Below are 24,443 nucleotides of genomic sequence, written 5' to 3'. Positions count from 1 at the left end.
GATTATGCAAACACCCTCATTCATAGAAGATCATATATCCCAAATTCCAGCACTCAAATTACTGATGAATATGGGTTGGAAATACTTGTCCCCAGACGAGGCCTTGGCAGCCCGTGGCGGGAGAAGTTCTAATGTGTTGTTAGAGGATATTCTAAAAGATCAATTAGAGAAAATCAATAAGATTGATTATAAGCAAAAGGAATTTAGGTTTTCTGAATCGAATATCAACAATGCTATTCTGGCGATTCGTGATTTACCCATACAGGACGGATTTTTGGCAGCAAATAAAGCATATTATGAACTTATTACTTTAGGAAAAAGTTTTGACCAAACGATTTTAGGGGATAAAAAAAGTTTTTCTTTTCAATATGTGGACTGGAAAAATCCAGAAAACAATGCTTATCATATCACAGAAGAATATAGTGTACTGCGTACAGATAGAACAGATCATTACCGACCGGATATTGTACTATTTATCAACGGCATACCTATGGTGGCTATTGAGTGTAAATCGCCAAAAATAAAAGAACCGGTCGAAAAGGCAATTGAACAGCATTTACGCAATCAGCAAGAAGATGGTATCCGAAGTTTATATCTATATTCCAATCTTACATTGGCATTGGCGACACACCAAGCTAAATATGGAACTACGGCAACTAGCAAAGAGTTTTGGGGCGTGTGGAAAGAAATGTTCCGCACCAGGGAAGAAGAACGTTTGTGGGAAGCTGAAATCAGCATTTTAAAACACAAACCCTTACCCGATAATGAGCGCACAGTGCTGTTTAAAGAGCGTTTTAATAAAGTATGGCAGTATTTTGAAGATTTAGAACAAGAGAAACAGGTTATTACCACTCAGGATAAATTACTTTTTAGTCTTTGTCATCCCAAACGGTTATTAGAAATCATCTATGATTTTATTTTGTATGACGATGGCATCAAAAAAGTAGCCCGTTACCAACAGTATTTTGCAATTAAAAATACGTTAACCAAAATCCTGAAAACCGACGCAAAAGGCAATCACGAAGGCGGCGTAATCTGGCATACACAAGGAAGTGGTAAGTCATTGACTATGGTAATGCTGGCGCAATTAATTGCATCACATCCGAGGATCAAAAACCCAAAAATAATTTTGGTAACCGATCGAATTGATTTAGATGATCAGATTACAGAAACATTCCAAAAATGTCATGTTCCAGTTGTTAATGCGGATAAAGGAGCATCTAAAGAAATAGCTAAAAAACTGAGAGGCGAAACACTGGATGATAACGAACTGGAAAAGCTGAAGAAAGACACCAGCCTTTTAACATTGATTACAGATTCTGGCGACGCAGTGATCACCACTTTGATCCACAAATTTGAAGCGGCTGTTAACGCTGCGCCGCAATCATTTGATAGTCCGGAAATTTATATTTTAATCGATGAAGGACATCGTTCGCAATACGGTTCTTTTAACGTCAAAATGCAGCGGGTATTTCCAAACGCCTGTTTCATTGCATTCACGGGTACGCCATTGATGAAAAAAGAAAAAAGTACCGCCAATAAATTCGGAGGGGTGATTGATGTGTATTCTATCACCGATGCCGTAGCCGATGGTGCCGTAGTCCCGTTATTGTATGAAGGAAGACATAATCTAATTGAAGTAAATGAAAAACCATTAGACAATTATTTTGATAAGGTTTCAGAACCTTTAACACCTTATGGGAAAGCAGCTTTGAAGCGAAAATTTAGTTCGAAAAATATACTCAACAAAGCGGATCAAGTGATTTACGCCAGAGCCTGGGATATTACAGAACATTATGTGGACAATTTTCAAGGCACCGGTTTCAAGGGACAGTTGGTAACGCCAAACAAAGTGACGGCGATTAAATACAAAGAGTATTTTGATGAAATTGGCAAAGTAAGTTCTGAAGTGATTATGTCAGCCCCTGATATGAGAGAAGGAGAAGAAGATGCGTTTGATGTGTCGGATGACAAAGTGAAAAAATTCTGGAATGCCCGAATGGACAAATATGGCACACAAGAGAAATATGAAAAGTCTGTCATAGGTGCATTTAAGAAACAAGACTTCCCTGAACTTATTATTGTTGTGGACAAACTACTGACCGGATTTGATGCGCCCAGAAACATTGTGCTGTATTTGACCCGTCAACTAAAAGAACATACATTATTACAGGCTATTGCGCGTGTAAACCGTGTTTATCTCGGAAAGGATTATGGATATATTATAGATTATTTTGGGAATTTAGAGAACCTGGATCAGGCCATTCAAACGTATTCGGGTGAGAATTTATTTGACGCTGAAGATTTAGAAGGGAGCTGGACGAATATTGCTGAAGAAATTAAAAAATTGCCTCAGGCACATTCCGAAGTTTGGGATATTTTCAAAACCATTAAGAACAAATATGACGAGCCCGCTTATGAAGAGTTGTTGAGCGATGAAGCTATTCGGCATCAATTTTATGAGAAGGTATCTGCCTTTGCACGTTTGTTGAAATTGGCATTATCAAGTATCGACTTTGCCAATAAAACGCCCGAAAAACAAGTTGACAAATATAAGTCTGATTTGAAATTCTTTTTGGCATTGCGTATTTCTGTCAAGAGAAGATTTTCTGATGATATCGATTATAAGGAGTATGAACCACAAGTGCAGAAATTAATTGACAAGCATATTACTACAGAGGGTGAGGTACTCAGGATTACTGAATTGGTAGATATTTTTGATAAAGAACAGCGGGAAGCTGAAGTAGAAAAACTAAGCAGTAAAGCTGCTAAAGCCGATCATATTGCCAGCCGAACAATCAGGGCCATCAATATTAAAATGAACGAAGATCCTATCTTTTATAAAAAGTTATCTAAGCTCATCCGTGAAGTCATTGAAGAATACCATCAGCAACGAATTAACGAAGCTGAATTCCTGAAAAAAGCCAGAGAATATGAAGAAACATTTTTAAAAGGTGATCGGGGGAATATTCCGGATCAATTAATTGGAAATGACACCGGTATTGCTATTTATAATTTGGTTACCGATATTTTTAAAGATTTGCTTTCCGATAAACTGGAGGTCGCAACCGAACTTGCCGTTGGTATAGATGGGGTCATCCGTTCGGTTGTTTATCAAGGTGGACAATTAATGGTAGATTGGCAAAATAATCTGGATATGGAAGGGAAAATTCGCATTGCCGTTGATGATTATATTTTCGACTTAAAAAGTAAATACGACATCGAATTGTCTTTTGATGCTATTGATGAAACGGTAGAAGAAGCTTTAAAAGTGGCTAAAATTAAATTTGTATGATGGTAGATGATATTCATATCATGCAATTTGGCTCTGCCATTATTGAATATAAATTAGATTTTAAGGACAGAAAAAACTTGACAATTAAAGTCTATCCGGATTGTACGGTAAAAATAATAGCTCCCTATGATTCACCGATAGAAAAGATTGAAAAACATATAAAAAAGAAAGCTCCTTGGATTATCAAACAGCAACATGAATTTTTATCCTACCAACCCTACACTCCAGAGCGACTGTATGTCAATGGGGAGACACATTTATATTTGGGAAGGCAATATAAACTACGAATTGAAAAAGGTAATAAAAATGATGTAAAATTATACAGAGGTCGTATTACCGTCTTTTGTATAGATGAAAATGATGTAAAAAAAGTTCTAAATAAGTGGTATCGTGAGAAAGCTTTTATTCATTTTGAAGAAGTATTGACTAAAGTATTACCACTATTTAAGAAGTACAAAATTACAAACCCCAAATTGCATATTCGATCTATGGAAAAACGTTGGGGCAGTTGTACACCAAATGGGAGAATTATATTAAACCCTGAATTAATAAAAGCGCCTAAAGGCAGTATTGAGTATGTAATTATTCATGAATTATGTCATTTGGTACATCACAACCACACGAAGAGTTTTTATGATTTACAAGAGTTTATGATGCCCGACTGGAAGAAATGGAAAGAGAGATTGGAACATAGCCTTTGTTAAAGATACAATAGTTCGAACCACTGCGGATTTTAACTTTAGTCTCAAATGCCCAAAGCACTAGCTGTATTGCTTAATACTGCTATTTATCAGATGTTTATGGCCTTGTTGTTAGATGCTAATTTCTTCAAATCTTCCAAAAAATGGTTCGAAAATTGTACTGAGAGGACGACAACACTTACACTAAGTAACGTCGAAAACCCGCAAATTCTATGGATTTGCGGGTTTTTTGTTTTTATTCATAATTATTGCAAAGAACATCAATAAATAAGCTATATCACTTCGATATCCAACACACCATCTTTTTCTAATTCCTGAATTTGTTGTATTATTTTTTCAGCGTGTTGTTTTGCATTGGTTTTTATTTCCTCTTTTGCATAACCTGCGGTTAAGGATGTACCGTAAAAATACATAGGTTCTATATAATTCATCTGACTGTGGTAGGCTGTCTGTTCTAGAGGCTTACAAAATTCATATACACGGAAATGCTGAAACCCCAAAGGCGTATAGCTGTCTTGTGATGAACCTACCGTAAAGCTGGGCAAGAAGTTTTTTCCCTTTAGTTTATCACCTTGTGAACCATACGCAAACTGATATTCAAACACTACATCAAACCAATGTTTTAAAATTGCAGGCATATTATACCAATAGAACGGATATTGGAAAACAATAGTTTTATGCCGTAAAAGAGCTTGCTGTTCTGCTTTTACATCAATATTGTAGTCAGGGTATAACTCATGTATATTCCGGATCTCAATATCGCTATTGCTGTTTTTCAATTCTTCGATAATGATTTTGTTTGCAAAAGATTTGTCATACGTCGGGTGTGCTAAAATTATTAAGGACATACTATATTTATTTTAGTAACAAAATTATCTTTAGTATATTGCTTATGCAATAACTATCAAAAGCGATAGGTTTAAAAAAATATAGAATGAAGACGGAATGTATTGGTGATTATGTAAAATTTAATGGAAAAGATTATCCATGTACGGTCAGCCTGACCATGAATATGATGGGAGGAAAGTGGAAAGCAGTTATTCTGTATCATTTAAAAGATACGTCAAAGAGATACAGTGAACTTAGGAAAGAAATGCCCTTTATCACTGAGATGACGTTAAGCCTGCAATTAAAACAGCTGGAAAAAGACAGTTTAATCGTAAGAAAAGTATATGGCAAAAAGCCACCTGTAAAAGTGGTTTACAGTTTAACTGATTTTGGAAAAAGTCTTATTCCTGTTTTAGAAGCTATTACAAAATGGGGCAATCAAGTTGTGCATGAAAAGGGTGAATTTATTAATAAAATATAGCTTTTTACCACTTATTTTTTGGCTCATCCATTCTCACTGAGTGTTTCTTGCTGAGTCAGATTTTTATGTTTATTGCCCCAATTGCTCAATTGTTTCCAGATCGGAATCAATTCACTTGCAATTTCTGTCAACTCATAATCTACTCTCGGAGGGACTTCAGCATATACAGTTCTCTTTACCAAACCTGCTTTTTCCAATTCGCGCAGTTGCAGTGTCAGCATTCTTTCTGTAATTCCCTTAATCTGATTTCTGATCTCACTAAATCTCAGTTTTCCATATTCAAGTTTGCAGAGAATCAGCAATTTCCATCTTCCTCCGATTTTACACACGGCATAGGTGAGATCACATTCCGTAATATACTGCTCATTGATGCTATTCGTTGAATTTTCCTTTCTTTTTCCCATTACTTACAAATTTGTTAGTACCATACATTTAGCTGCGTACTATGCAAATGTAGCACTTATCTTTAGTTTTGTGTAAAACTTTAAATATAATATGAAAAAGTATATTGGAATAATCATGATGGCAGGATTAATTTCCTGTAAAACCCTCCATAATAATTCAAATATGAATACCAATCAATATAGTCCGGAAATAGTAAAAGTTATAGAAAACCTTCAACAGATTCATGTTTTTGATGGCAAAGACGCATTAGATATAAGCCGGAAAGGATACGAAACGATGGCCCTTCAATTGGGAGGTAAAAAAGAAATGATCAGGATGATAGAAGAATATAGTATTCTTCAAAATGACCATCAGATTCCGGTGAGAATTTACAGACCAAACGGTATTGAAAATGAAAAATCACCAGCTATCCTTTATATTCACGGTGGTTGGTTTATTTCGGGAAGTTTTGAAACGCATGATGCTCTTGTTCGTCAACTGGCCAACGCTACTGATGCAGTTATCGTTTTTGTTGATTATCGTTTGGCACCTGAACATCCATTTCCTGCAGGTTTTGATGATGTTCAATCGGCTGGTGAATGGATTATCCGCCATGCAGATGCTTTGCATTTAGATAAGAATAAGATTGGAATTATAGGAGATAGTGCAGGAGCGGCTCTGGCAGCAAGTGTTTCTACACAACTCGGTCCCCAACTGAAGTTTCAGGTACTCATTTATCCTGCGGCTACCAATACATTCAATACCCAATCATGGAAAGACTATGAAAATGGTCCGATCATTAATAAAGAAGAAGGAATCAGAGCCTGGAAATGGTATCTAAATAGTAGTGTCAGTGATCAAAAGAATCCTTTGGCAATTCCTTTATTAATAAAAGATTTTAAAAATACCCCTTCAACATTTATTTTATTATCAGAACACGATCCGTTGCGGGATGAAGGACAACAACTGGCAGAAAATATGAAAGCATCCGGAGTTAAGGTTACAGTTTCGGTATATAAAGACATGGTTCATGGTTTTATGCATATGGGAGCTATAGTAAAAGAAACGAAAGAAGCTATTGAGGAAATCTCAGTATTTACAAAAGAAAATTTGAACTAATCTCAAAAGGATTACAATATGAAGAAATATGCGTATATCGGTTGTTTGGGATTTATTGCAGTTATCACTACTGAATTCGGGATTATTGGTATTTTACCTCAAATTGCAGAACATTATAAAATAAGTATCGATAAGGCCGGTTACTTGTTAAGTGCTTTTGCCTTAATCATTGCTCTTACCGGACCATTTATGACATTATTGGTCTCTGGTTACGACCGGAAGAAAATTATGCTGACCTCTATAGCTATATTCCTTATTACAGGTTTGGTTTCATCATTTTCACCTCCTTTTTGGCTATTAATGGTCGTCCGGGTTCTTCCTGCTTTTTTGCAGCCGGTATATATTGCTACAGCTTTGTCTGTTGCTGTGTCTGATGCTACCGATAATAAAAATGAATTAATGAGTATTGTATTCAGTGGGGTAGCGCTTGCAATGGTCACCACAGTTCCTTTTGCAACATGGATCTCAAGTTTGTGGTCGTGGGAGTATTCATTTATGATTCAGACACTTGTTTGTTTTATCGCCTTTCTAATGATTTACTTTATGCTGCCTTCCATACCTGTAAAGGAGAAAAAATCTTACGGATCGCAGCTCAAAATTCTGACGCAACCATCGTTTATGTTAAGTACGGCAGCGAACTTTTTTATGATTACTGCATGGTTTTCCACTTATAGTTATTTTGCAGATTATTTGAATAAAGCAAAAGGTATGAACGAAACGATGATAAGTTATATGCTGTTTGTGTTCGGGATCATTGGCGTTTTATCGACATGGATTGCGGGAAAAATGCTTAAGCATGATGTGACCAAAACAATGGCCTTTTTCCTTTCTGGCACTTTAGTCGTTCCCATTTTGTTATACGTATCCCATGATGATCTGTTTTCAACCATTATGGTAATCGGAATTTGGGGTTTTATGTATTCGCCAAGTTTTCTGAACGCCTCTACCTATATGATTTCATCGGCTCCGGATTCTTTAGAGTTTGCGAATAGTCTGGCTACGTCTTTTGGAAATTTGGGAGTTACACTGGGAACAACTTTAGGCGGATGGATGATTGTCAGCAAAGGATTAGCAAATAATATATGGATTTGTTTTGCATTTGGACTGTTGGCTCTTCTGATGATGCTGCTTCGCAGTGTTTATGATAGCAAGAGTAAATAAGTTACAGTTGCTGAGAAATAGTTTTATCAAATAGAGTGTTGACAAATATTGAGGGACAACATTGTGTAATTAAGTGTTACACAACCACACTTTTTGATGTTTAGTGGAATAATAATTTTCAGCTGTAAGGAAAGACAATTATTGTTGGTTTTCCTATTCTTCCTACACTTTATATTCGTAAATTGCTTATAAAAAATAGATGGATGCGCTCATAACAAAATTAACAGCTGTAGAACACGGCTTTAAGCCCTTTGAGCTCGAAGCTCATAAAATAGTTAAGGATCATACGTTGTCCGAAGCAAAAGCATTTGCTGTCGATATGCTTCAAAGTGAATGGTATCAGTTACGGTGTTGCGCTGTGTTCATATTAGGATTTATTGCTGTTAAGGATAGTTCCGTTTTACCTTTATTGAAACAAATTGCCCGCTCCGATCAAAGTTGGCAGGTGCAGGAAATAATAGCAAAGGCATTTGATCAATATTGTAAAGATCATGGCTATGAAAATTCCTTACACGAGATAAGAACATGGCTTAATGATGAGCATGCAAACGTTTGCCGTGCCGTCACTGAAGGTTTGCGCATCTGGACGGGGCGCCCGTATTTTAAAACGCATCCTCAAGAGGCGATACAACTCATTAGTCAGCATAAAGCAAACGAAAGTGAGTACCTCCGCAAGTCAGTAGGGAATTCATTAAGAGATATCCGTAAAAAACATGCAGATCTGGTTAGCATAGAAACGGCAACCTGGGACCTAAATGATAAGAATACAGCTTTCACTTATGATTATGTGCTGAAAAAGCATTGATATAGCCCACTTTAAGAGCGAATCTTTCCATAATAATTATCAAAACCTCGCGTGAGATACTTATCTGTGAGTTCCTGTAATTTTTCAATGATGATTTGTTCATTTCTACAAGAAGTATAATATACCATACTTCGGGTAAAACAAATAATGCTACAAGCCACGGTGATACTTATACGCTCTTGAGAGAGGATCTCCAAAACAAGATTTTTTCTCTCACAGGGTTTTAGCTTTTTTCTATAACATCTTTGAGAATATGGTGATATAAACTGAAATCTGCATACATACGTTTTAAGCGTATTTTCCTCTTGTAACGATTTTAGTTCTTTGAGTTGAGACGAACTCATTCCTGAATATTTTTTTTCCAGGAGTAAAAAGTAGGTGCAGCGATTCCATATTCACGACAAATAATCTGAGTAGATTTACTAAATCATACTCTTGTAAAATCTTTACGATCTGAGCTACATTAAATTTCGATTTTTCATGACAGAACATTTTTTAAAGTTAATACTTTTAAGCTGTCTAAAAAACGGGAAAGTTTACCGTCAAGAAGTTTCAATTCGAATAGTTCAGGATCAAAATATCCTACTTAAATGAAATTAACAAAAATTTAACAAATCTTGTTTTTGTGAATAATTATAAGGTATAAGGGCTAATTTTTTCTAATGTTTTGTTTCTTAAATATTTGAACATATTTTTTTATTTAAAATTAAGTTATATTAGCATAAATTAACATAACCAAACATTTATTTATGAAAAACTTTCTTTTTTGTGCGACTGCATTTCTGGCATGCTCAGCTATGGCGCGAGCAAATGTAAATAGCAAGGAAAAACAGGATAACAATAGACGTAAACCTATTAAAAGCTGTATCATCCACATAATCATTGTAGATGAAAATAATGTGGCGGTTGGAAGCGCAACTGTTGATATCGCAAACCCTAAAAGTTATACAGATTGTCTGAACAAAGGCATAGAAGAAGCCAATAAATTAAAGGATGCAGGTGTCATTACTGAGAAAGTGTTGGTACAATCTTACTCATAAAAACTGCATGAAATCAATTTTTCATGTATTTTTTCTTTTTTTTCTGACTAATCTCTCATCACAAAATATAAGTGTCAAGTATACCAATATTTATGATTTAAGTGTTCCCATGACCAGAGAAAGCAGGATAATTATTAATCCGCTCACGTTATCTGTTGTGTATCACGAAGATTTTAATTCTACCAAACGAATAGGTAAAAATGGTAATGAAGAAAGCAATGCCGCTATTGCATCAGTCAAAAGATCTTTAGATAAATATTTCGTCACAGATTCTGATTGTAAAAGATTTTTATATGATGATTTTGCACTAAAAAACTATAAAGTAGAAGATAATCATCCTTTTACTGATTGGGATATTTCAGAAGAAAGCAAACTTATTGCTGGCTTCCGTACCTATAAAGCAAGTTCAGAATTCAGAGGTAGAAAATGGATTGTTTGGTTTACACCCGACATCCCTTTTCCTTATGGACCGTGGAAATTCTGCGGACTTCCGGGGCTTATCTTGGAAGCACATGATGCAGAGAAACAGTGGACTTATGTCGCTAAGGAAATCAACCTTAATTCTAAAGACCAGATAATGATTCCTGATGATAAACTGTTCACAAAAGTTTCAATTAAGGAATTTGTTACTTTGAAAGATGAATTTCATACAAATTTTCTTAATAGTGTAGATCAGGATGAGCGGGAGGCTGTCATGGTTGAGAAAAGAAACCTGAGAGCAGGTATTGAAACTAAGTTTGAATGGGAGTAAAATCTTATTTCATTAACTCGTATAACTAAAAATGTCCAAGCATATTGCTTGAATTTCAAAAGTATCTATAACCAAAAAAATTAATAATATTATGAAAAACGTTGTAATTATTGCAGCCTTGTTTGCAGCCATTGCTAATGTAAGTGCCAATACAAAAGAAATCAAAGATTCTTTGAAAGTGATTGAAGAATCTCAGAATGACAATCGTGGAAAGGGTAAAAATAAAGGTAATTGCTGGTTGCTTGTTCAGTATACAGATGAAGATGGAGCGAACTATCAAAGCAAAGATTATTACTGGGAAACTAAATCATTAGAGGAATGTTTTAGTAAAATCTCGGAAAAGACCAAATCATATGAAGAAAACAGGGCAATCTCTGTACTAAGCTTTAAGTCAGAATATAAATAAGGAAGATGAGGTATCTGTTATTAGTTATAGTAAATATCATCTCGTTGAATTTGTATCCTCAACATGTAGATATTGTCTATTCAAATTATTATGATAGTTCCATACCGATCAAGAGGGATAGTCGACTGGTAATAAATAAAGTTGAGCACAAAGCATTCTATCAGGAGATCTTCAGTTCTACAAAAAATATAGATAACGACAAAGATGATCAACTTGAAACTACTGTAGGAAGGGCTAAACGGGAGATGGATATGTTTATAGTGACGGACAATAGCTGTAAACGAATCATATATGATGATTTTGTCTTAAAGAAATATACCATTCAGGACGATTTTGCAATCTTTGACTGGCAAATATCTGAGGAGTCCAAAATGATCGAAAATTTTAAAGCGTATAAGGCAATAACTACCTTTCGGGGAAGAAAATGGATCGCCTGGTTTACCCCGGATATTCCATTTCCGTTCGGACCTTGGAAGTTTTGCGGTCTTCCCGGACTTATTCTGGAAGTGTATGATAAATCGAAGATATTTAATTTTAATGCGATTTCTATCAATCTAAATTCTACTCAAAATATTAAAATGCCTGATAGCAAAAGGTTCAAACACCTCCGGATTAAAGATTTTGTAGAATTAAAGGATGATTTTTATAACAATATTATGCAGGGAGTCGGTGGCGATGACAGAAATGTTACCGTAAAAAGAGAAATGAATCTTCGTTCCGGAATTGAATCAAAATTTGAATGGGAATAAAGCTCTTTGTTAACAATTAGAAGTATGTTTAACCGGAAGGTTGCGAAATATTAATAATATTTGCAACCTTTCTTTATAATAGCCTCCTAAGTGCTACCCAAAATATATAATTGCTTGTTAAACAGCTACCTGTAACATCTCTAAAATAAGGTTTTAAGCATACTAAAATATATAACATCAAATCAATGTGTAGATTAGTACTGATATTTTTTTTGACAATGACACTAAATTATAGTTGGTCCCAAACCCGACTGGAAGGAAATGTTGTCAGTACTGAAAATTTACCTATCAGTAATGCATCCGTCGTCATTAGAAATAGTGATAATCGCATCACCAATTATGCGTTTACAAATGAGGAGGGTAATTATACCATAATCCTCAACTATCATGGTAAAATCCAAATAGAAATAAACAAGTTAGGATTTGAGAAAATTGATAATACGATTACGATTACAAAAACTCAAAAGAATCTGCAATCAAAAATTGTACTTCAGGAAAATAGCACATTGTTAGAAGACATTATTATTAAGATCGATAATCCGGTTCAGGTACGTGGTGATACTTTAGAATATGATGCCCGGGCATTCTCTACCGGACGTGAGCAGGTTGTAGAGGATCTTCTCAAAAACATTCCGGGTATAAGTGTGGAAAAAGATGGGACGATCAAATATGAAGATAAAAAAATTGAGAAAGTAATGGTGGATGGTGATGACTTGTTTAATAGAGGGTATAGCATATTGACCAAGAATATGCCAAACAAACCGTTAAATAAGGTACAGGTATTGAAACGCTATTCTAACAATAAATTATTGAAAGGTATCGAGAATTCGGACAAGGTAGCAATTAACCTAACGATACAGGAGGACTATAAAGATGTGTGGTTTGGCGATATCAGTCTCGGATACGGTATAGTATCTGAGAACAGATATGATGTTAATGGAAATCTGATGAATTTCAGCAAAAATTTTAAGAATTTTTTGTCCTACAATTTGAATAATGTTGGTGATGACCGGGTTGGTTCGTTGGACGATATGTTCTATAATAATAGTGAGATAGAATCTGTTGGGCAGAATGCCCAACTCTACAATACTATGAATATAAACAGTGGTACAGCCAGCCGCTTAAAAGACCACCGAACACGTATTAATAATGCTGAGCATGTCGCACTGAGTAGTATTATCCCAGTCGTTGAAAAGTTAAAGCTAAAACTTACCGGATTCATTGGGGCAGATGAAAACTATTCATTTAATTCTCTAACAGAGGTGGTAGATGTTGATGAAACGTACTTTACAAATGCAGAAATAAATTCTTATAAAAATCATCTCAAAAAGGGATACCTGAATTTACTTGCTACATATGATATATCTGCCTTTCAAATGTTACAGATCAGCTCTGTATGGAATCAGGGAAATAATAATGTAGATAATGATATGATTTTCAATGGAGTGAGTACCTTAGAAAAACTACAGACTAAAAACACCTTTACTGATCAGAAAGTAACATTTACCCATAAATGGAAAGAAAAAAATGCCTTATTACTAAAAGCCCGATATTTTTCAAATAAAATACCTCAGCTCTATAATATTAATGATTTTCTTATGGACGATCTGTTTTCTTTTGACGCAAAGGGAATGGACAACACGATCCGGAACGGAAAAACATTTATAGGGGTAGAAGCCGATTTTAAACTTAAACAGGTAAATAATTCGGTTATTGAATTCCAGATCGGTTACCTCAATCATCAAGAAGACTTAAACATATCATTCCAATTATTTAACGATAATAGTCGCTTTTATCCTGAAAATTTTCAGACCCGAAGCTCATTTACTTTAGGTGATATATATGCGAAGTCCGCCTATACATGGATCAGGAAAAGTTTTAAATTAAATAGTAGCATAGATATCCATCAACTATTTAATAGTTTTACGACTTTAAAATCAACAAAGAAGAGCCAGCCCTTTTACATCAACCCTACTTTAAATGCAAGCTTCGAACTTAGCCCTACACAAATAGTCACTGCATCTTATCTTGTCAATTTTCAAAGTACTTCTATGGAAGATGTAAATGATACTTATCTGCTTACATCCTCAAGAAGTTTTCAAAAGGGGTTGGGAGAGTTTCACTTGACCGATTTTCAAATGGGAACTTTAAGATATTCCATAAGGCATTATCTGAACAGGTATAACTTTTCTATAAACCTGAATTACCGTACACAAAACAAAGTATTATCTTCTCAAAGATTGATAGAGCAGAATAGTTCATTATCACAAACCATATTTATTAAAGGAGGAGAAACATACAGTGTAAATCTTAGTTCTACATACTCACTAAAACCTCTTTTGAGTACAATCAAAGTAGATGTAGGCTATGTAAATAGCACTACTTTTAATGAAGTGAATGATTCAGGATTAAGGAAAAATGATTTTTACGATATAAGTTATAAACTGAGTTGGAAGTCTAATTTTCGTTCTGATTTCAATTTTCTTTTAGGTTCCGAATGGTCTGTGTCAAAAGTAAAATCTTCCAATTTTGAAAATAGGTTTACAAACGGCTTCACTTTTGTAGATCTTTACTATGACATTGGAGATAGGTTCAAAAGTAAATTTGTGACGGAGTATTACTATTTTGGTAATCTACCAGATAACCAAAAACATCATAGTTTTATAGATTTTGAAGTAACCTACCGGATTATTGGCGATAGATATACAGTGGGTATCCGAGGTAACAATCTTTTAAATAAACAGAATTTCACATCGTTTTATGCAACAGATATAGGATACAGTACAACAACTTACAGACTTATGCCCAGATATTTGATAGGTAGTTTTAAGATCAGATTCTAAAAAGACGATTTTAGGTGTCATAAATGCTACTTTTGTACCCCCAATACCAGCCAAACATGACCAGTGATAACTCGAACATACTATTTCATAGATATAGGAGTGATGTGTAATGTTAAAGGATATATATTTGATCGTTGTTCCAGAAAATATATATTTAATATGGAAATAGAGTTGACTACAGGAAGAATATAATTGATTACTAAGGAAGAATTAAAATAACACAGACGCTTATTTGGTATTATATAAGGAATTTCTGTAAGCAGCTCCCCATTTGGCTATTTCGTCAATAATAGGTGATAGGGTTTTACCGTATTCTGTAATTTCATATTCTACAGTTACCGGTTTAGTATTCAAAACAGTACGGGTTATCAGATGATTCATTTCCATATCCTGTAATTCTTTAGACAGCATCTTGGCTGCAATTCCATCCACTTCCCTCAATAAATCCATAAAACGCATTTTTCCGCCTTCAATTAAAGTACCCAGTATATGAAATTTCCATTTTCCCGACAGAATTTCCATCGCATCTTTAATGGCTGATATTCTCGCTGTACAATGTGGGGTATTGTTTATATGTTTTTCTTTGCTCATCACTTTTTCTAATTTACTAATAAATGAAAGGATAAAGTTAGTAAAATGTATGGATAGTTTCCTATTGGTAATTAGTTTCTAAAAGGAAACGCATAACATTTTTAAATCTTGAAAGTGATAATTTTACCCTCATAAAAAAGAAATTTTCAATTCTGAAAAACAATAACAGACTTGAATTTATTTTCTCCAGAATAATGAAAAGCCATTACATAATGCAAATGTATAAACACAATTTGTTTCATCTTTTCCTGATGCTGTCAATTTTCAACAGTTGTCAGGGACAATTAAAAAGTGATAAAATGAAAAACGAAACGTTACAAAACAATCCACTAATATGTGATCCGGTTGAAGGAATTTGCGGAGTACCAGAGAATTCAGCAAACAAGGAAATTGAGGTAGAAAAAATGGAAAAACCTCTAAAAGTTGTTTATTTTACTGATCCGATCTGTTCATCATGCTGGGGGATAGAACCTCAGTTAAGAAAACTGAAACTGGAATATGGCAACATTATAGACATTGAATATCGTATGGGCGGTTTGCTTCCTGATTGGAAGTACAACAGCGGAGGTATCAGCAAACCTTCAGATGTAGCACATCACTGGGATGAAGTAAGTATATATTATGATATGCCCATTGATGGTGATATTTGGCTTGAAGATCCTTTAGAATCTTCATATCCGCCTTCCATAGCTTTTAAAGCAGCACAATTACAGGATCCTGAAAAGGCCGTTTTATTCTTAAGAGAGTTACGCGAAATGGTCTTTTTACAAAAGAAAAATATCGCGAAATGGGAACATATAGAAGCAGCGGCTATAAAAGTAGGATTAGATATAAGGCAGTTAAAAACTGATTTTGATGGCAAGGCAAAAGTCTTGTTTCAAGAAGATCTGAAACTGGCAAAAGACTTTGGAGTAAGAGGATTTCCTACTATGTATTTTATGGATCACTCAGGTAATAAAGAAATCATCTACGGAACCAAGCCCTATGCTTTTTATGAAACAGCAGTTTTAAAGCTGTATCCGACAGCAGTTAAAAAAGAGTATAAAAAAGAGTGGCAGATGCTTTTTAGTAAGTATCATTCGCTTACCGCTAAGGAATTCTCTGAACTTTCAGGTATCTACAGAAATGAAAGTGAGAATGTTTTGGATGAACTGGTTACTCAGAAAAAATTAAGTAAACTCACAACTAAAAACGGAGCCATCTGGATGATAAAACAAAATAAGAAATAAAAATCGGGGTATTTACCCCGATTTTTTTATGTTCAAGTCATTTACAATAGCAATACACCTTATCATATTTCTGAAGTAAATGAATCGATTACTTCGTAATTCTGGTTTTTAATAACAAATGTATAGCTGCCCTTTTTTAGAAATAAGGGTACTGTGTTTTGCACATCTTGTAGTTCAATGATATCTGCCGGAATACCGTCATTTTTATATTCCTCAATGCGATATGCGAGAATCTGAACAGGATATGCATATTTTTTTAATCGTTTTTTTGAAATCCGATATGGTTTTTTATTGTAAGAAAGCCATTGCGGTCTGTTGTTTTGATAGTGTGTCACAGGATGTATCACCAAAACATCAGTTTGTTTTGGTTCAGTAAATCCGTTAAAAATCGTGTAATCCTGAGTTTTTAATATAAAGGGGTGTTTTTCTTGAGTCGCATATAAAAAATAATGGTTGAGCTCTGGTTTACTACGCTCTGATAGTTTTACCTGGTCAATGGTGAAAGGATCAATTCCCGTAAATTCTTTAAGTCTTCCTGCCATTGCTTTTTCCCAGTTACGCACCTCATTTTCATACACATGATCAAATCCGCAATGAATAAGATATTTTCCATCCGGATGTAGTTTCATAAACTTTTTGATGTTTTCCGCTTGCTCAATCTCGCGTTCTTTACCATTTTTACCGGCAGAAGCCTCATATCCAAAAACAGTAAAGCCTAATTTCAGTGCTTCATAAATAAGATTCCCAAATTCGGGTTCAGCGGTATAAAAGCCGCTATCGTGTACCGCATATTTTCTTTGATTGATAAGGGTATCGGACAATGCTTCAAGGCCTAAAAACCGATAGCCGTTTTGATATAAGCCTTCCAGTAAACTTGTGGTAAATGTTCTGTGTCGCGGATTGTGGTGCGCCTCATTGATGATAATGAGTTGTTCTTTTTCAGATTGTTTAAGAATATACTCTTTAGCGTCCAGAATATCGGAAGACTTTAGCATAAGAGAATCAGAAGTAGTAGGTTTTGAGCCTGCTTTTGGAATGGCTTTATCCCAGGCAATGAGGGTATTTTTATAATCACCGATAAAAGAATAGCGGACAGCTCCGGTTTGATATTTCCATTCTACTGTATCACGTTCAATTGCAGTTGTGATGTCTTTTGAAAATGGGTAAACTTCAGTAGTATTCTGTGCCTTGGCAACAGAGAATATACCGATAGATAGCAATAGGGTTCCTATTTTATTCTTCATTCCGTGTCTTTATGTATTCAAATAAAATCCTGAAAAGCTAAATATTAACAGATGTAAATTAAGCCTTTCAACACAAATTTAATAAAATATAAAAGTTGTAGGAGTAATAAAATACACCAAAAGCGGATGAGAGAATAAGAAAATTTACTTGTTTTTGCTTCTTAGTTCTTTTATTTCACTTTTTAACTCCTTAAGCATTTGTATAATAGTTTGATGATCCGGTGCAAAATCTTCTTTTTTAAATTCATCCGTAGCAATACTGCAGGTGTATTCCCATATTTCGAAGACATCGCTTATGGGCAGAGCATAAGGATCATAAAAATCATTGTCGGCACTAAGCAAAAACCTGTCATTACTTATTTCTTTAAGCCTTTTGTAAGTAATTCCCTCTTCTCTTGTAATAAAAACATAACTCTTTCCTGTTTTGAGTTGTCCGAAACTATCTATATACCGTCCGATGATATAGGCACCGTCTTTATGTGGTGGCATAGAATCACCTTCTGCCGGAAAGGCACGGTATTTTCCCAAGCCCAGAAAAGGAAGGGTAATATTCTGCAGCCTTTCTATATATTCAGGATCGCTATAACCCGTAAGATATCCCATTGATGCTCTGTGGGGAATGATTTCTATTCTATTTTCTCCTGCTTCGTCAACCTTAACAGGTAATAAAATGCGGTTATCGGGTAATTCCATAATCTCCTTAATCGATATACGACGCAGATCAACTGATACCATAAGATCGATGCTGATATGGAAATAACGCGATATTCTTAACAGTAATTCTATAGGTGGTTCAGAGGCTCCGTCTTCATATTTGGCATATCGTCCTCTGGTAATGAAAAGAGCATCAGCTACTTTTTGCTGAGAACTGCTGATCTGATTTCTCAGATACCTTATGTTTTCTGATAAAATGGACATTGCTATAATTTATAGCAACAAATTTATTTATTTTTGATATAAATCCTACTAATTTTGTTTATAAATAAAGTGGAGAGAAGAAATTTTATTTATGGGTTTGATTCGTAATCCGTTTGATTAGATATCAACAGCACATAACATTTTCTTTTCATGGATAATAATAAATGAGGAACAGGATTCAACGGAGATCATCAATGAAAAAGACGGAATATGCGATTGTAGATATCGAAACCACTGGCGGAAATGCCGGCGGAAGCCGCATTACGGAAATTGCAATCATTATTTATGATGGCACAAAAATTATTGATTGTTGGGAAACATTGGTAAATCCACAAAAAGAAATACCGCTTCCCATTTTTGCATTGACGGGCATTAACAACGAAATGGTACAAAATGCGCCTGTATTTGAAGCCATATCTGAAAAAGTATTTGAGATGCTCACGGATCGCATTTTTGTAGCGCATAATGTGAATTTTGATTACTCTTTTATACGTTACCAGCTGGAAGAAGCTGGATGGAAGTGGTCTGCCCGAAAACTGTGTACGGTACGGGCAGCAAGAAAAATAAAACCGGGCTTAGCCTCCTACAGCCTGGGCAATCTTTGCCGTTCTCTGGATATTGCGTTGGAAAACAGACACCGTGCCGGAGGAGATGCTGATGCTACCGCAGTATTATTAGACCTCCTTATCAAATGTGATGATCAGAACGTGATACAGCAGATGATAAAGAATACAGCTTATGATCAGCGTTTGCCCCCTAATCTGCCTGCTGCAGACTTTGAACAATTACCTCAAAAGCCCGGTGTTTATTACTTCTACAATCAGGATAAAAAAGTGATTTATGTAGGTAAGGCGGTAAATATTAAAAAACGGGTAGCTTCCCATTTCAGCGGAAATAAAATTACACCTCAACGACAGCATTTTTTGAGAGATATTTATGGAATTTCTTTTGAAGTGTGCGCTACAGAACTTATGGCTTTACTGCTTGAGTGTACCGAAATAAAAAAGCTCTGGCCTGTATATAACAAAGCTTTGAAGCGCTTTGAAGCCAAATACGGACTTTATGAATACACAGCCCGTAATGGTTATAAGTATCTTGCTATGGGCAAAATTGCAAAATTTCAGACCTGCATTGAAGTTTTCAATACTGTTCGTGACGGTACAGATGTGTTGCTGCGCCTTACGGAACAATTTAAAATTGACCATCGGTTTTGTAAATACTCAACTTCAGCAGAAGAAATTCCTGTGAGAGCAAATGATAAACAATTACCCCCGGTTGAGATACACAATAAAAGCATTGAAGAGGCTATTGAGCATGTATTGACCCATAAACAGAGTTATTTTATTACCGATAAAGGCAGAGTTCCGGCAGAGCGGAGCTGTATTTGGGTAGAAGAAGGTCAGTTTTATGGTATGGGATACATTCCTGCTGAGGCCGTAATTACCCAGACAGAAGAAATTAAAGAATACATAACACGGTATAAAAGTAATGAATATATCATGCAATTGATTCACTCGTTTGCAACAAAACACACTCATAAAGTGGTACAAATCTCGAAGTAAAAGAATGTTTTTATAAATCTTAACCTATGAACTCAAATACCATAAATCGTTTTTTAGAAGCACAAAATTATGTGTACCTAAAAGCTATTACAGAAATAAAAAAGGGGTATAAAGAAAGTGACTGGATGTGGTCTGTATTTCCACAGTTAAAAAGATGGAGTGATCATGAAGCATCCGGATTATATAGTATCGAAGATATAGAGGAAGCTCAAAAATATCTGTTACATCCGGTCTTGGGAAAGCATCTTATTGAAATTTCTAAGATTGTATTTGGACTTAAAGATACCACGGCAGAGAAGATTTTCGGATTTTCTGATGCTCTTAAATTTCATTCGTGTATGACGCTATTTGCATCTGTCCCCGATACACATCCTGTTTTTGAGCAGATATTAAAGAAATATTTCGATGAGTTACCGGAATACAGTACATGGAATCTGTTATTAAAAATGCATAGTGATGATGTTGTTTGATGATGCCGAATTATTCATGTGTGGTACTAAGGGGACTAAAGACTTTGAAATTCCCGATGGAGAACTTTTGCTTGTCGAAAATTTTTTTAATAAAAAAGAATCAGATGCTTATTATCACAGATTACTCACCGATACGGTTTGGAGTGAATATGAGATGCCGATGTATGACAAAGTTGTAAAAGCACCCAGAATGATCGCGTGGTTTGAAGATAAAGCTGATGTTCAGAATGAAAAAAAACCGATGGAACTTACAGAAGATCTGAAAAAAATACGCGAACGTGTTGAGCAGCAAACGCAATTGACCTTTAATGCTGTATTATTAAATTTGTATAGAAACGGCAACGACGGTGTTGCCTGGCACAGTGATAAAACAGGCAGATCAGGTATCAATCCTGTTATTGCTTCTGTAACATTTGGTGAAACCCGGATATTTCGTTTGCGGCATAAATTCCGTAAAGAAATCCCACAAGTAGAAATTCCATTGCATCATGGTTCTTTTCTTCTGATGTCCGGTACCACCAATAGCTTTTGGGAGCATCAGGTTCCCAAAACGGCAAGAAAAATTCTGCCCCGAATCAATCTGACGTTTAGAAGAGTTTTAAAATGATGGGATAAAAAATGCGCTATCAATAATAGATGAATTGTAGTAAAAAGCCCGTAATAAACTTCAGTTATTACGGGCTTCATTTAAGATCAGATCACACAAGGAAAGTGTCAGGTTATATGCTATCTTTCAGACCCTAAATTCTTCACCATCATCTGGTATGATTACTCGGTTTAAAAGAGCATTTTCTGATAGAAAAGTTTTCAGCACTTTTCTGGTTTCAGTTACAGGACTTACTGATTCAAGATGAACAACAGCGATGTTATAGTGAGAGTTATATTCAGCCAGTTTTTTGATGTCTGTACAGTTCATGGTTACATGTTCACCAATATCAAACTTTGCTCCACCGCCGTTTACAATTATAAAAGAAGGAGCATATAGATTGATTGCATCCATAACGTCATTACACCAGATTGTATCTCCCGTCAGATATAAAGTTTCTTTATCATGTCTGATGACAAATCCGCTTACATTTCCCATCAGATTACCAATCTCTCCTAATCCGTGTTTTCCTTCTGTCCTAAATAATTCAATATCGCCAAATAGGGTAGAATGTGACACAGTTTTTACATTTGTAAAATTCAAAAGTTCAATCTGTTCGGCATCTTCTGGCTGACAAAATATCGGAATGTTTTTCGGAAGCATTTCCTGTGCTTTATTATCCCAGTGATCCGGGTGCAAATGAGTAAGCAGAACTGCATCTACTTCATCAATCATACGCTTTAATTCATATTCTGAAAACGGCAGATCCGTTAAAGGATTGGCTCTCATATCATCAATCCAGGGAAATTTTCCCAGACTACCTTTAGCACCCAGCATAGGATCCACTAATATTTTTTTGTCATTAATACTGATGATCAGACTGGCATTTCTAATTAATTGTACTTTCATTATTTTACTAATTTTGTATGTTAATGATACAAACCTATAACTTGAAACAGGCAGTGACAAGTAATATACTTAGAGGTGTATTGTTTACAAATTTGTAACCTATGAACTATAAAGAATTTGAAAATTGTCCGTTAAATATCTTTCTGAAGCTTTTTACAGGAAAATGGAAACCATTGATACTCTATCATTTTTTTCATTATGGAGATATCCGTTTTACAGAACTGTGGAGAAAGATTCCGAAAGTCTCTAAAAAAGTATTGCTTGAACAGCTTAAGGAATTAGAAGAAAGTGAAATAGTAGAGCGCAGACAAGTAAATACTTTTCCACCTGAAGTATTTTATGGGTTATCAGAAAAAGGAAAGACTATCTTACCTGTTATCATGCAGATCGAAGAATGGACCAAAAAAATGATTCCGAGTAATACTGTTGAAGAATAGGATTTAGGAACAATTTACAGTTTTTTAGTGGCTTTATTTGAAAAATAAACAACAGTTATAAAGTAAATATTCGTTCGTTTCTGTATTGTTTTAAACTCATTCCGGTATGCCGTTTAAAGAACTTATTGATATGGCTTTCATCTGCAAAACCGAATTCATCTGCTATTTCGTGTACTCTTTTATCGCTGAAGCGCAGACGGTGCTCAATAAGTCTGATGCGATAAGAGGAGATATATTGCTGTATTGATTCATTGCACTGTTTGCGGAAATAACTTCCAAGATAGGTGGACGATAATCCGAATTTTTTGGCAATTTCAGCAATCTTGAGCAATTCCGGTTTGCGGATATGTTGTTGTATATAATCGAGTATCTGCAATAAGCGAATATCGGCATTAGGAAGGAGATTCTTTGGTTTTACAGCTGCTATATTTCGTGCTGCGATTACAATAACGGCATTGACCAGATGCAGTATAAGATCTTCCGCATACACGGATGTATGGTTTATGGTTTGCTGCAAATGCAGCATCAGAGAATGCACCATTTGTTTATCGTCATTTGTAACAAGCAAAGAACCGGATAAATGAGAGGCGTAATACAGCAGACATTCTATATGATCAATACTTTTCCATTGATACTCCCGGATGTAATTTTCTCCAAAACGAACCACCATAAATTCACAGATACCCTCTAAATCAAATTCATGACAGTCTTTTGGAGTGAGTAAAAACAAATCTCCGGATTGATACGAAAATGTATTACCGTTGACTGTGTAATATCCGGTACCCGAAACCACATACACCAATTCAAAAAAATTAAACTGTCGGTCCCGTAAAGGACATTCCTTAACTTTTTCGTAGAATACTTCAAGGGATTGATACATATTTTCTCTTGCCATCCTGCAAAGATACCTAAAGAAGCTTTAAATGTACCTGTTTTTTGCTTTTTTATAGGTCTATTTTTGTATTGTAAACTTATAATATGAAAGCGATAGTATTGGAAAAATTCGGAGGTGTTGAAAACCTCGTATTTAAAAATCTGGATAAGCCGGAGATTGCAGATCATGAAGTACTTATTAGAGTAAAAGCCATAAGTATCAATCCGGTAGACATCAAAGTACGCAATGGTCACGCACCTTTAGCGCAACAATTGGCAAAGGAACAGCCTCTGATTCTGGGATGGGATATTTCCGGAGAAATTGTAGCTGCAGGCAGTGAAGTTACATCATTTAAAACCGGCGATGCAGTATTTGGTATGATCAATTTTGTAGGTCATGGTAAAGCATACGCAGAGTATGTAGCTGCTGATGCCGCACATCTGGCATTAAAGCCTGAAAATATTACTCATGAAGAAGCTGCCGCCAGCAGTTTGGCAGCGCTGACGGCTTGGCAGGCATTTGACCGGTACGGAAAATTAAGACCTCATGATACCGTTTTAATTCATGCGGCCTCAGGAGGTGTGGGGCATTTTGCGGTACAGATGGCCAAGCATATCGGCGCTTCAGTTATAGGAGTGTCATCTGCCGCCAACCGGGATTTTGTATTACAGACAGGAGCAGATCAGCACATAGATTATAAATCGGTTCATTTCGAGAAGTTCCTCAAGGATATTGATTTTGTACTGGAATCGGTCGGAGGCAGTAATTTTCAAAAATCAGTACAGGTATTAAAGCCATTTGGTACTATTGTCACATTGCCTTCGGGTCATACGCAGGAAGATGAGATAAAAGCGCGGGAAAAGCAATTACATGCCTGCTATTTTATGTCGGTATATTCCGATGGAAACGATATGCGGTACATTGCCTCTCTTTTAGAAGCCGGAATAGTAAAACCTCAGGTTTCGCATACATTCGGATTTGATGAAATGGCAAAGGCGCATCTGCAGCTTGAAACCGGTCGTACAGTAGGTAAAGTAGTAGTAACATTGTAAACATATCA

The 24,443-nt window shown here is 35.5% G+C and carries 28 protein-coding genes; 19 read left to right on the top strand and 9 right to left on the bottom strand.

Going from position 1 to position 24,443, the window contains the following annotated elements; genetic code table 11:
- The first annotated feature begins 4 nt into the window (after positions 1-4).
- Genes QW060_RS08860 through QW060_RS08850 form a run of 3 tightly spaced genes read left to right on the top strand, consistent with a single transcriptional unit; the run spans position 5 to position 4,263 of the window.
- Positions 5-3,295 carry a type I restriction endonuclease subunit R gene (locus QW060_RS08860; RefSeq protein ID WP_290363267.1) on the top strand — a complete coding sequence of 1,097 codons (3,291 nt, stop codon included), beginning with the start codon at positions 5-7 and terminating at the stop codon, positions 3,293-3,295.
- Positions 3,296-3,315: 20 nt separating this feature from the next.
- Entirely contained in the window at positions 3,316-3,999 is a 684-nt protein-coding gene (locus QW060_RS08855) for a M48 family metallopeptidase (RefSeq protein WP_290363266.1), read from the top strand.
- Positions 4,000-4,044: 45 nt separating this feature from the next.
- Entirely contained in the window at positions 4,045-4,263 is a 219-nt protein-coding gene (locus QW060_RS08850; RefSeq protein ID WP_290363265.1) for a hypothetical protein, read from the top strand.
- Between the two features lie 5 nt (positions 4,264-4,268).
- Here QW060_RS08850 and QW060_RS08845 read toward each other — a convergent pair whose 3' ends face one another.
- Positions 4,269-4,844, bottom strand: a complete 576-nt coding sequence (locus tag QW060_RS08845) for an NAD(P)H-dependent oxidoreductase (RefSeq protein WP_290363264.1) — start codon at positions 4,842-4,844, stop codon at positions 4,269-4,271.
- An 86-nt stretch (positions 4,845-4,930) separates the two neighbouring features.
- Between QW060_RS08845 and QW060_RS08840 the strand changes: the two genes are divergently transcribed.
- On the top strand, positions 4,931-5,305 hold the full coding sequence (locus QW060_RS08840) for a winged helix-turn-helix transcriptional regulator (RefSeq protein ID WP_290363263.1): 375 nt from the start codon (positions 4,931-4,933) through the stop codon (positions 5,303-5,305).
- Positions 5,306-5,328: 23 nt separating this feature from the next.
- On the opposite strand, the gene QW060_RS08835 is transcribed toward QW060_RS08840, so the two are convergent.
- Positions 5,329-5,709 carry a winged helix-turn-helix transcriptional regulator gene (locus QW060_RS08835; protein ID WP_290363262.1) on the bottom strand — a complete coding sequence of 127 codons (381 nt, stop codon included), beginning with the start codon at positions 5,707-5,709 and terminating at the stop codon, positions 5,329-5,331.
- A 91-nt stretch (positions 5,710-5,800) separates the two neighbouring features.
- Here QW060_RS08835 and QW060_RS08830 point away from each other — a divergent pair, with 91 nt between their 5' ends.
- The 3 genes from QW060_RS08830 to QW060_RS08820 all read left to right on the top strand — a co-directional run bounded on the left by QW060_RS08830 (position 5,801) and on the right by QW060_RS08820 (position 8,774).
- Positions 5,801-6,808, top strand: coding sequence for an alpha/beta hydrolase (locus QW060_RS08830; protein ID WP_290363261.1), 1,008 nt, complete (start codon positions 5,801-5,803; stop codon positions 6,806-6,808).
- An 18-nt stretch (positions 6,809-6,826) separates the two neighbouring features.
- Positions 6,827-7,969, top strand: a complete 1,143-nt coding sequence (locus QW060_RS08825) for an MFS transporter (RefSeq protein WP_290363260.1) — start codon at positions 6,827-6,829, stop codon at positions 7,967-7,969.
- A gap of 319 nt (positions 7,970-8,288) precedes the next feature.
- Entirely contained in the window at positions 8,289-8,774 is a 486-nt protein-coding gene (locus tag QW060_RS08820; RefSeq protein ID WP_290364735.1) for a DNA alkylation repair protein, read from the top strand.
- An 11-nt stretch (positions 8,775-8,785) separates the two neighbouring features.
- Here the strand turns inward: QW060_RS08820 and QW060_RS08815 are convergent, their stop codons facing one another.
- Positions 8,786-9,118, bottom strand: coding sequence for a hypothetical protein (locus QW060_RS08815; protein ID WP_290363259.1), 333 nt, complete (start codon positions 9,116-9,118; stop codon positions 8,786-8,788).
- The gene (locus QW060_RS08810) at positions 9,063-9,266 is read right to left on the bottom strand and encodes a hypothetical protein (protein ID WP_290363258.1); all 204 of its coding nucleotides are present in this window, start codon (positions 9,264-9,266) and stop codon (positions 9,063-9,065) included. The genes QW060_RS08815 and QW060_RS08810 overlap by 56 nt, the downstream gene beginning before the upstream one ends.
- A 305-nt stretch (positions 9,267-9,571) precedes the next feature.
- Here QW060_RS08810 and QW060_RS08805 point away from each other — a divergent pair, with 305 nt between their 5' ends.
- From QW060_RS08805 to QW060_RS08780, 6 genes are all read left to right on the top strand, one after another.
- Entirely contained in the window at positions 9,572-9,814 is a 243-nt protein-coding gene (locus QW060_RS08805; protein WP_290363257.1) for a hypothetical protein, read from the top strand.
- 7 nt (positions 9,815-9,821) lie between these two features.
- On the top strand, positions 9,822-10,565 hold the full coding sequence (locus tag QW060_RS08800; RefSeq protein ID WP_290363256.1) for a GLPGLI family protein: 744 nt from the start codon (positions 9,822-9,824) through the stop codon (positions 10,563-10,565).
- Positions 10,566-10,656: 91 nt separating this feature from the next.
- Positions 10,657-10,971 carry a hypothetical protein gene (locus QW060_RS08795; protein WP_290363255.1) on the top strand — a complete coding sequence of 105 codons (315 nt, stop codon included), beginning with the start codon at positions 10,657-10,659 and terminating at the stop codon, positions 10,969-10,971.
- A 5-nt stretch (positions 10,972-10,976) separates the two neighbouring features.
- Complete coding sequence (locus QW060_RS08790) at positions 10,977-11,720, top strand: GLPGLI family protein (protein ID WP_290363254.1); 744 nt, start codon at positions 10,977-10,979, stop codon at positions 11,718-11,720.
- Positions 11,721-11,938: 218 nt separating this feature from the next.
- The gene (locus tag QW060_RS08785) at positions 11,939-14,563 is read left to right on the top strand and encodes a TonB-dependent receptor (protein ID WP_290363253.1); all 2,625 of its coding nucleotides are present in this window, start codon (positions 11,939-11,941) and stop codon (positions 14,561-14,563) included.
- A 63-nt stretch (positions 14,564-14,626) separates the two neighbouring features.
- Complete coding sequence (locus QW060_RS08780) at positions 14,627-14,755, top strand: hypothetical protein (protein WP_290363252.1); 129 nt, start codon at positions 14,627-14,629, stop codon at positions 14,753-14,755.
- 36 nt (positions 14,756-14,791) lie between these two features.
- Here QW060_RS08780 and QW060_RS08775 read toward each other — a convergent pair whose 3' ends face one another.
- Complete coding sequence (locus QW060_RS08775) at positions 14,792-15,154, bottom strand: winged helix-turn-helix transcriptional regulator (RefSeq protein WP_290363251.1); 363 nt, start codon at positions 15,152-15,154, stop codon at positions 14,792-14,794.
- A gap of 299 nt (positions 15,155-15,453) precedes the next feature.
- Here QW060_RS08775 and QW060_RS08770 point away from each other — a divergent pair, with 299 nt between their 5' ends.
- Positions 15,454-16,383 carry a ClpXP adapter SpxH family protein gene (locus tag QW060_RS08770; RefSeq protein WP_290364734.1) on the top strand — a complete coding sequence of 310 codons (930 nt, stop codon included), beginning with the start codon at positions 15,454-15,456 and terminating at the stop codon, positions 16,381-16,383.
- Between the two features lie 62 nt (positions 16,384-16,445).
- Here the strand turns inward: QW060_RS08770 and QW060_RS08765 are convergent, their stop codons facing one another.
- Positions 16,446-17,627: a hypothetical protein gene (locus QW060_RS08765; protein WP_290363250.1), complete on the bottom strand. Its 1,182-nt coding sequence runs from the start codon at positions 17,625-17,627 to the stop codon at positions 16,446-16,448.
- Positions 17,628-17,771: 144 nt separating this feature from the next.
- Entirely contained in the window at positions 17,772-18,545 is a 774-nt protein-coding gene (locus tag QW060_RS08760) for an XRE family transcriptional regulator (RefSeq protein WP_290363249.1), read from the bottom strand.
- A 194-nt stretch (positions 18,546-18,739) separates the two neighbouring features.
- Between QW060_RS08760 and QW060_RS08755 the strand changes: the two genes are divergently transcribed.
- The 3 genes from QW060_RS08755 to QW060_RS08745 are packed head-to-tail and all read left to right on the top strand — an operon-like array spanning position 18,740 to position 21,184.
- Positions 18,740-20,107, top strand: coding sequence for an exonuclease domain-containing protein (locus QW060_RS08755; protein ID WP_290364733.1), 1,368 nt, complete (start codon positions 18,740-18,742; stop codon positions 20,105-20,107).
- 26 nt (positions 20,108-20,133) lie between these two features.
- A complete protein-coding gene (locus tag QW060_RS08750) occupies positions 20,134-20,577 on the top strand; it encodes a DUF1810 domain-containing protein (RefSeq protein ID WP_290363248.1) in 444 nt (147 codons plus the stop codon).
- Positions 20,564-21,184, top strand: coding sequence for an alpha-ketoglutarate-dependent dioxygenase AlkB family protein (locus QW060_RS08745; RefSeq protein ID WP_290363247.1), 621 nt, complete (start codon positions 20,564-20,566; stop codon positions 21,182-21,184). The genes QW060_RS08750 and QW060_RS08745 overlap by 14 nt, the downstream gene beginning before the upstream one ends.
- Before the next feature lie 126 nt (positions 21,185-21,310).
- Here QW060_RS08745 and QW060_RS08740 read toward each other — a convergent pair whose 3' ends face one another.
- Positions 21,311-22,072 carry an MBL fold metallo-hydrolase gene (locus tag QW060_RS08740; protein WP_290363246.1) on the bottom strand — a complete coding sequence of 254 codons (762 nt, stop codon included), beginning with the start codon at positions 22,070-22,072 and terminating at the stop codon, positions 21,311-21,313.
- A gap of 101 nt (positions 22,073-22,173) precedes the next feature.
- On the opposite strand from QW060_RS08740, the gene QW060_RS08735 reads away from it, so the two are divergent.
- Positions 22,174-22,509, top strand: coding sequence for a winged helix-turn-helix transcriptional regulator (locus QW060_RS08735; RefSeq protein ID WP_290363245.1), 336 nt, complete (start codon positions 22,174-22,176; stop codon positions 22,507-22,509).
- A gap of 55 nt (positions 22,510-22,564) precedes the next feature.
- On the opposite strand, the gene QW060_RS08730 is transcribed toward QW060_RS08735, so the two are convergent.
- The gene (locus QW060_RS08730) at positions 22,565-23,404 is read right to left on the bottom strand and encodes an AraC family transcriptional regulator (RefSeq protein ID WP_290363244.1); all 840 of its coding nucleotides are present in this window, start codon (positions 23,402-23,404) and stop codon (positions 22,565-22,567) included.
- Positions 23,405-23,487: 83 nt separating this feature from the next.
- Between QW060_RS08730 and QW060_RS08725 the strand changes: the two genes are divergently transcribed.
- Complete coding sequence (locus QW060_RS08725; protein WP_290363243.1) at positions 23,488-24,435, top strand: NADP-dependent oxidoreductase; 948 nt, start codon at positions 23,488-23,490, stop codon at positions 24,433-24,435.
- Positions 24,436-24,443: the final 8 nt, after the last annotated feature.

The organism is Paenimyroides ceti (assembly GCF_030409925.1).
Note: the sequence above shows the minus strand (reverse complement) of the source record. Positions and strands in the feature narration are given on the sequence as shown.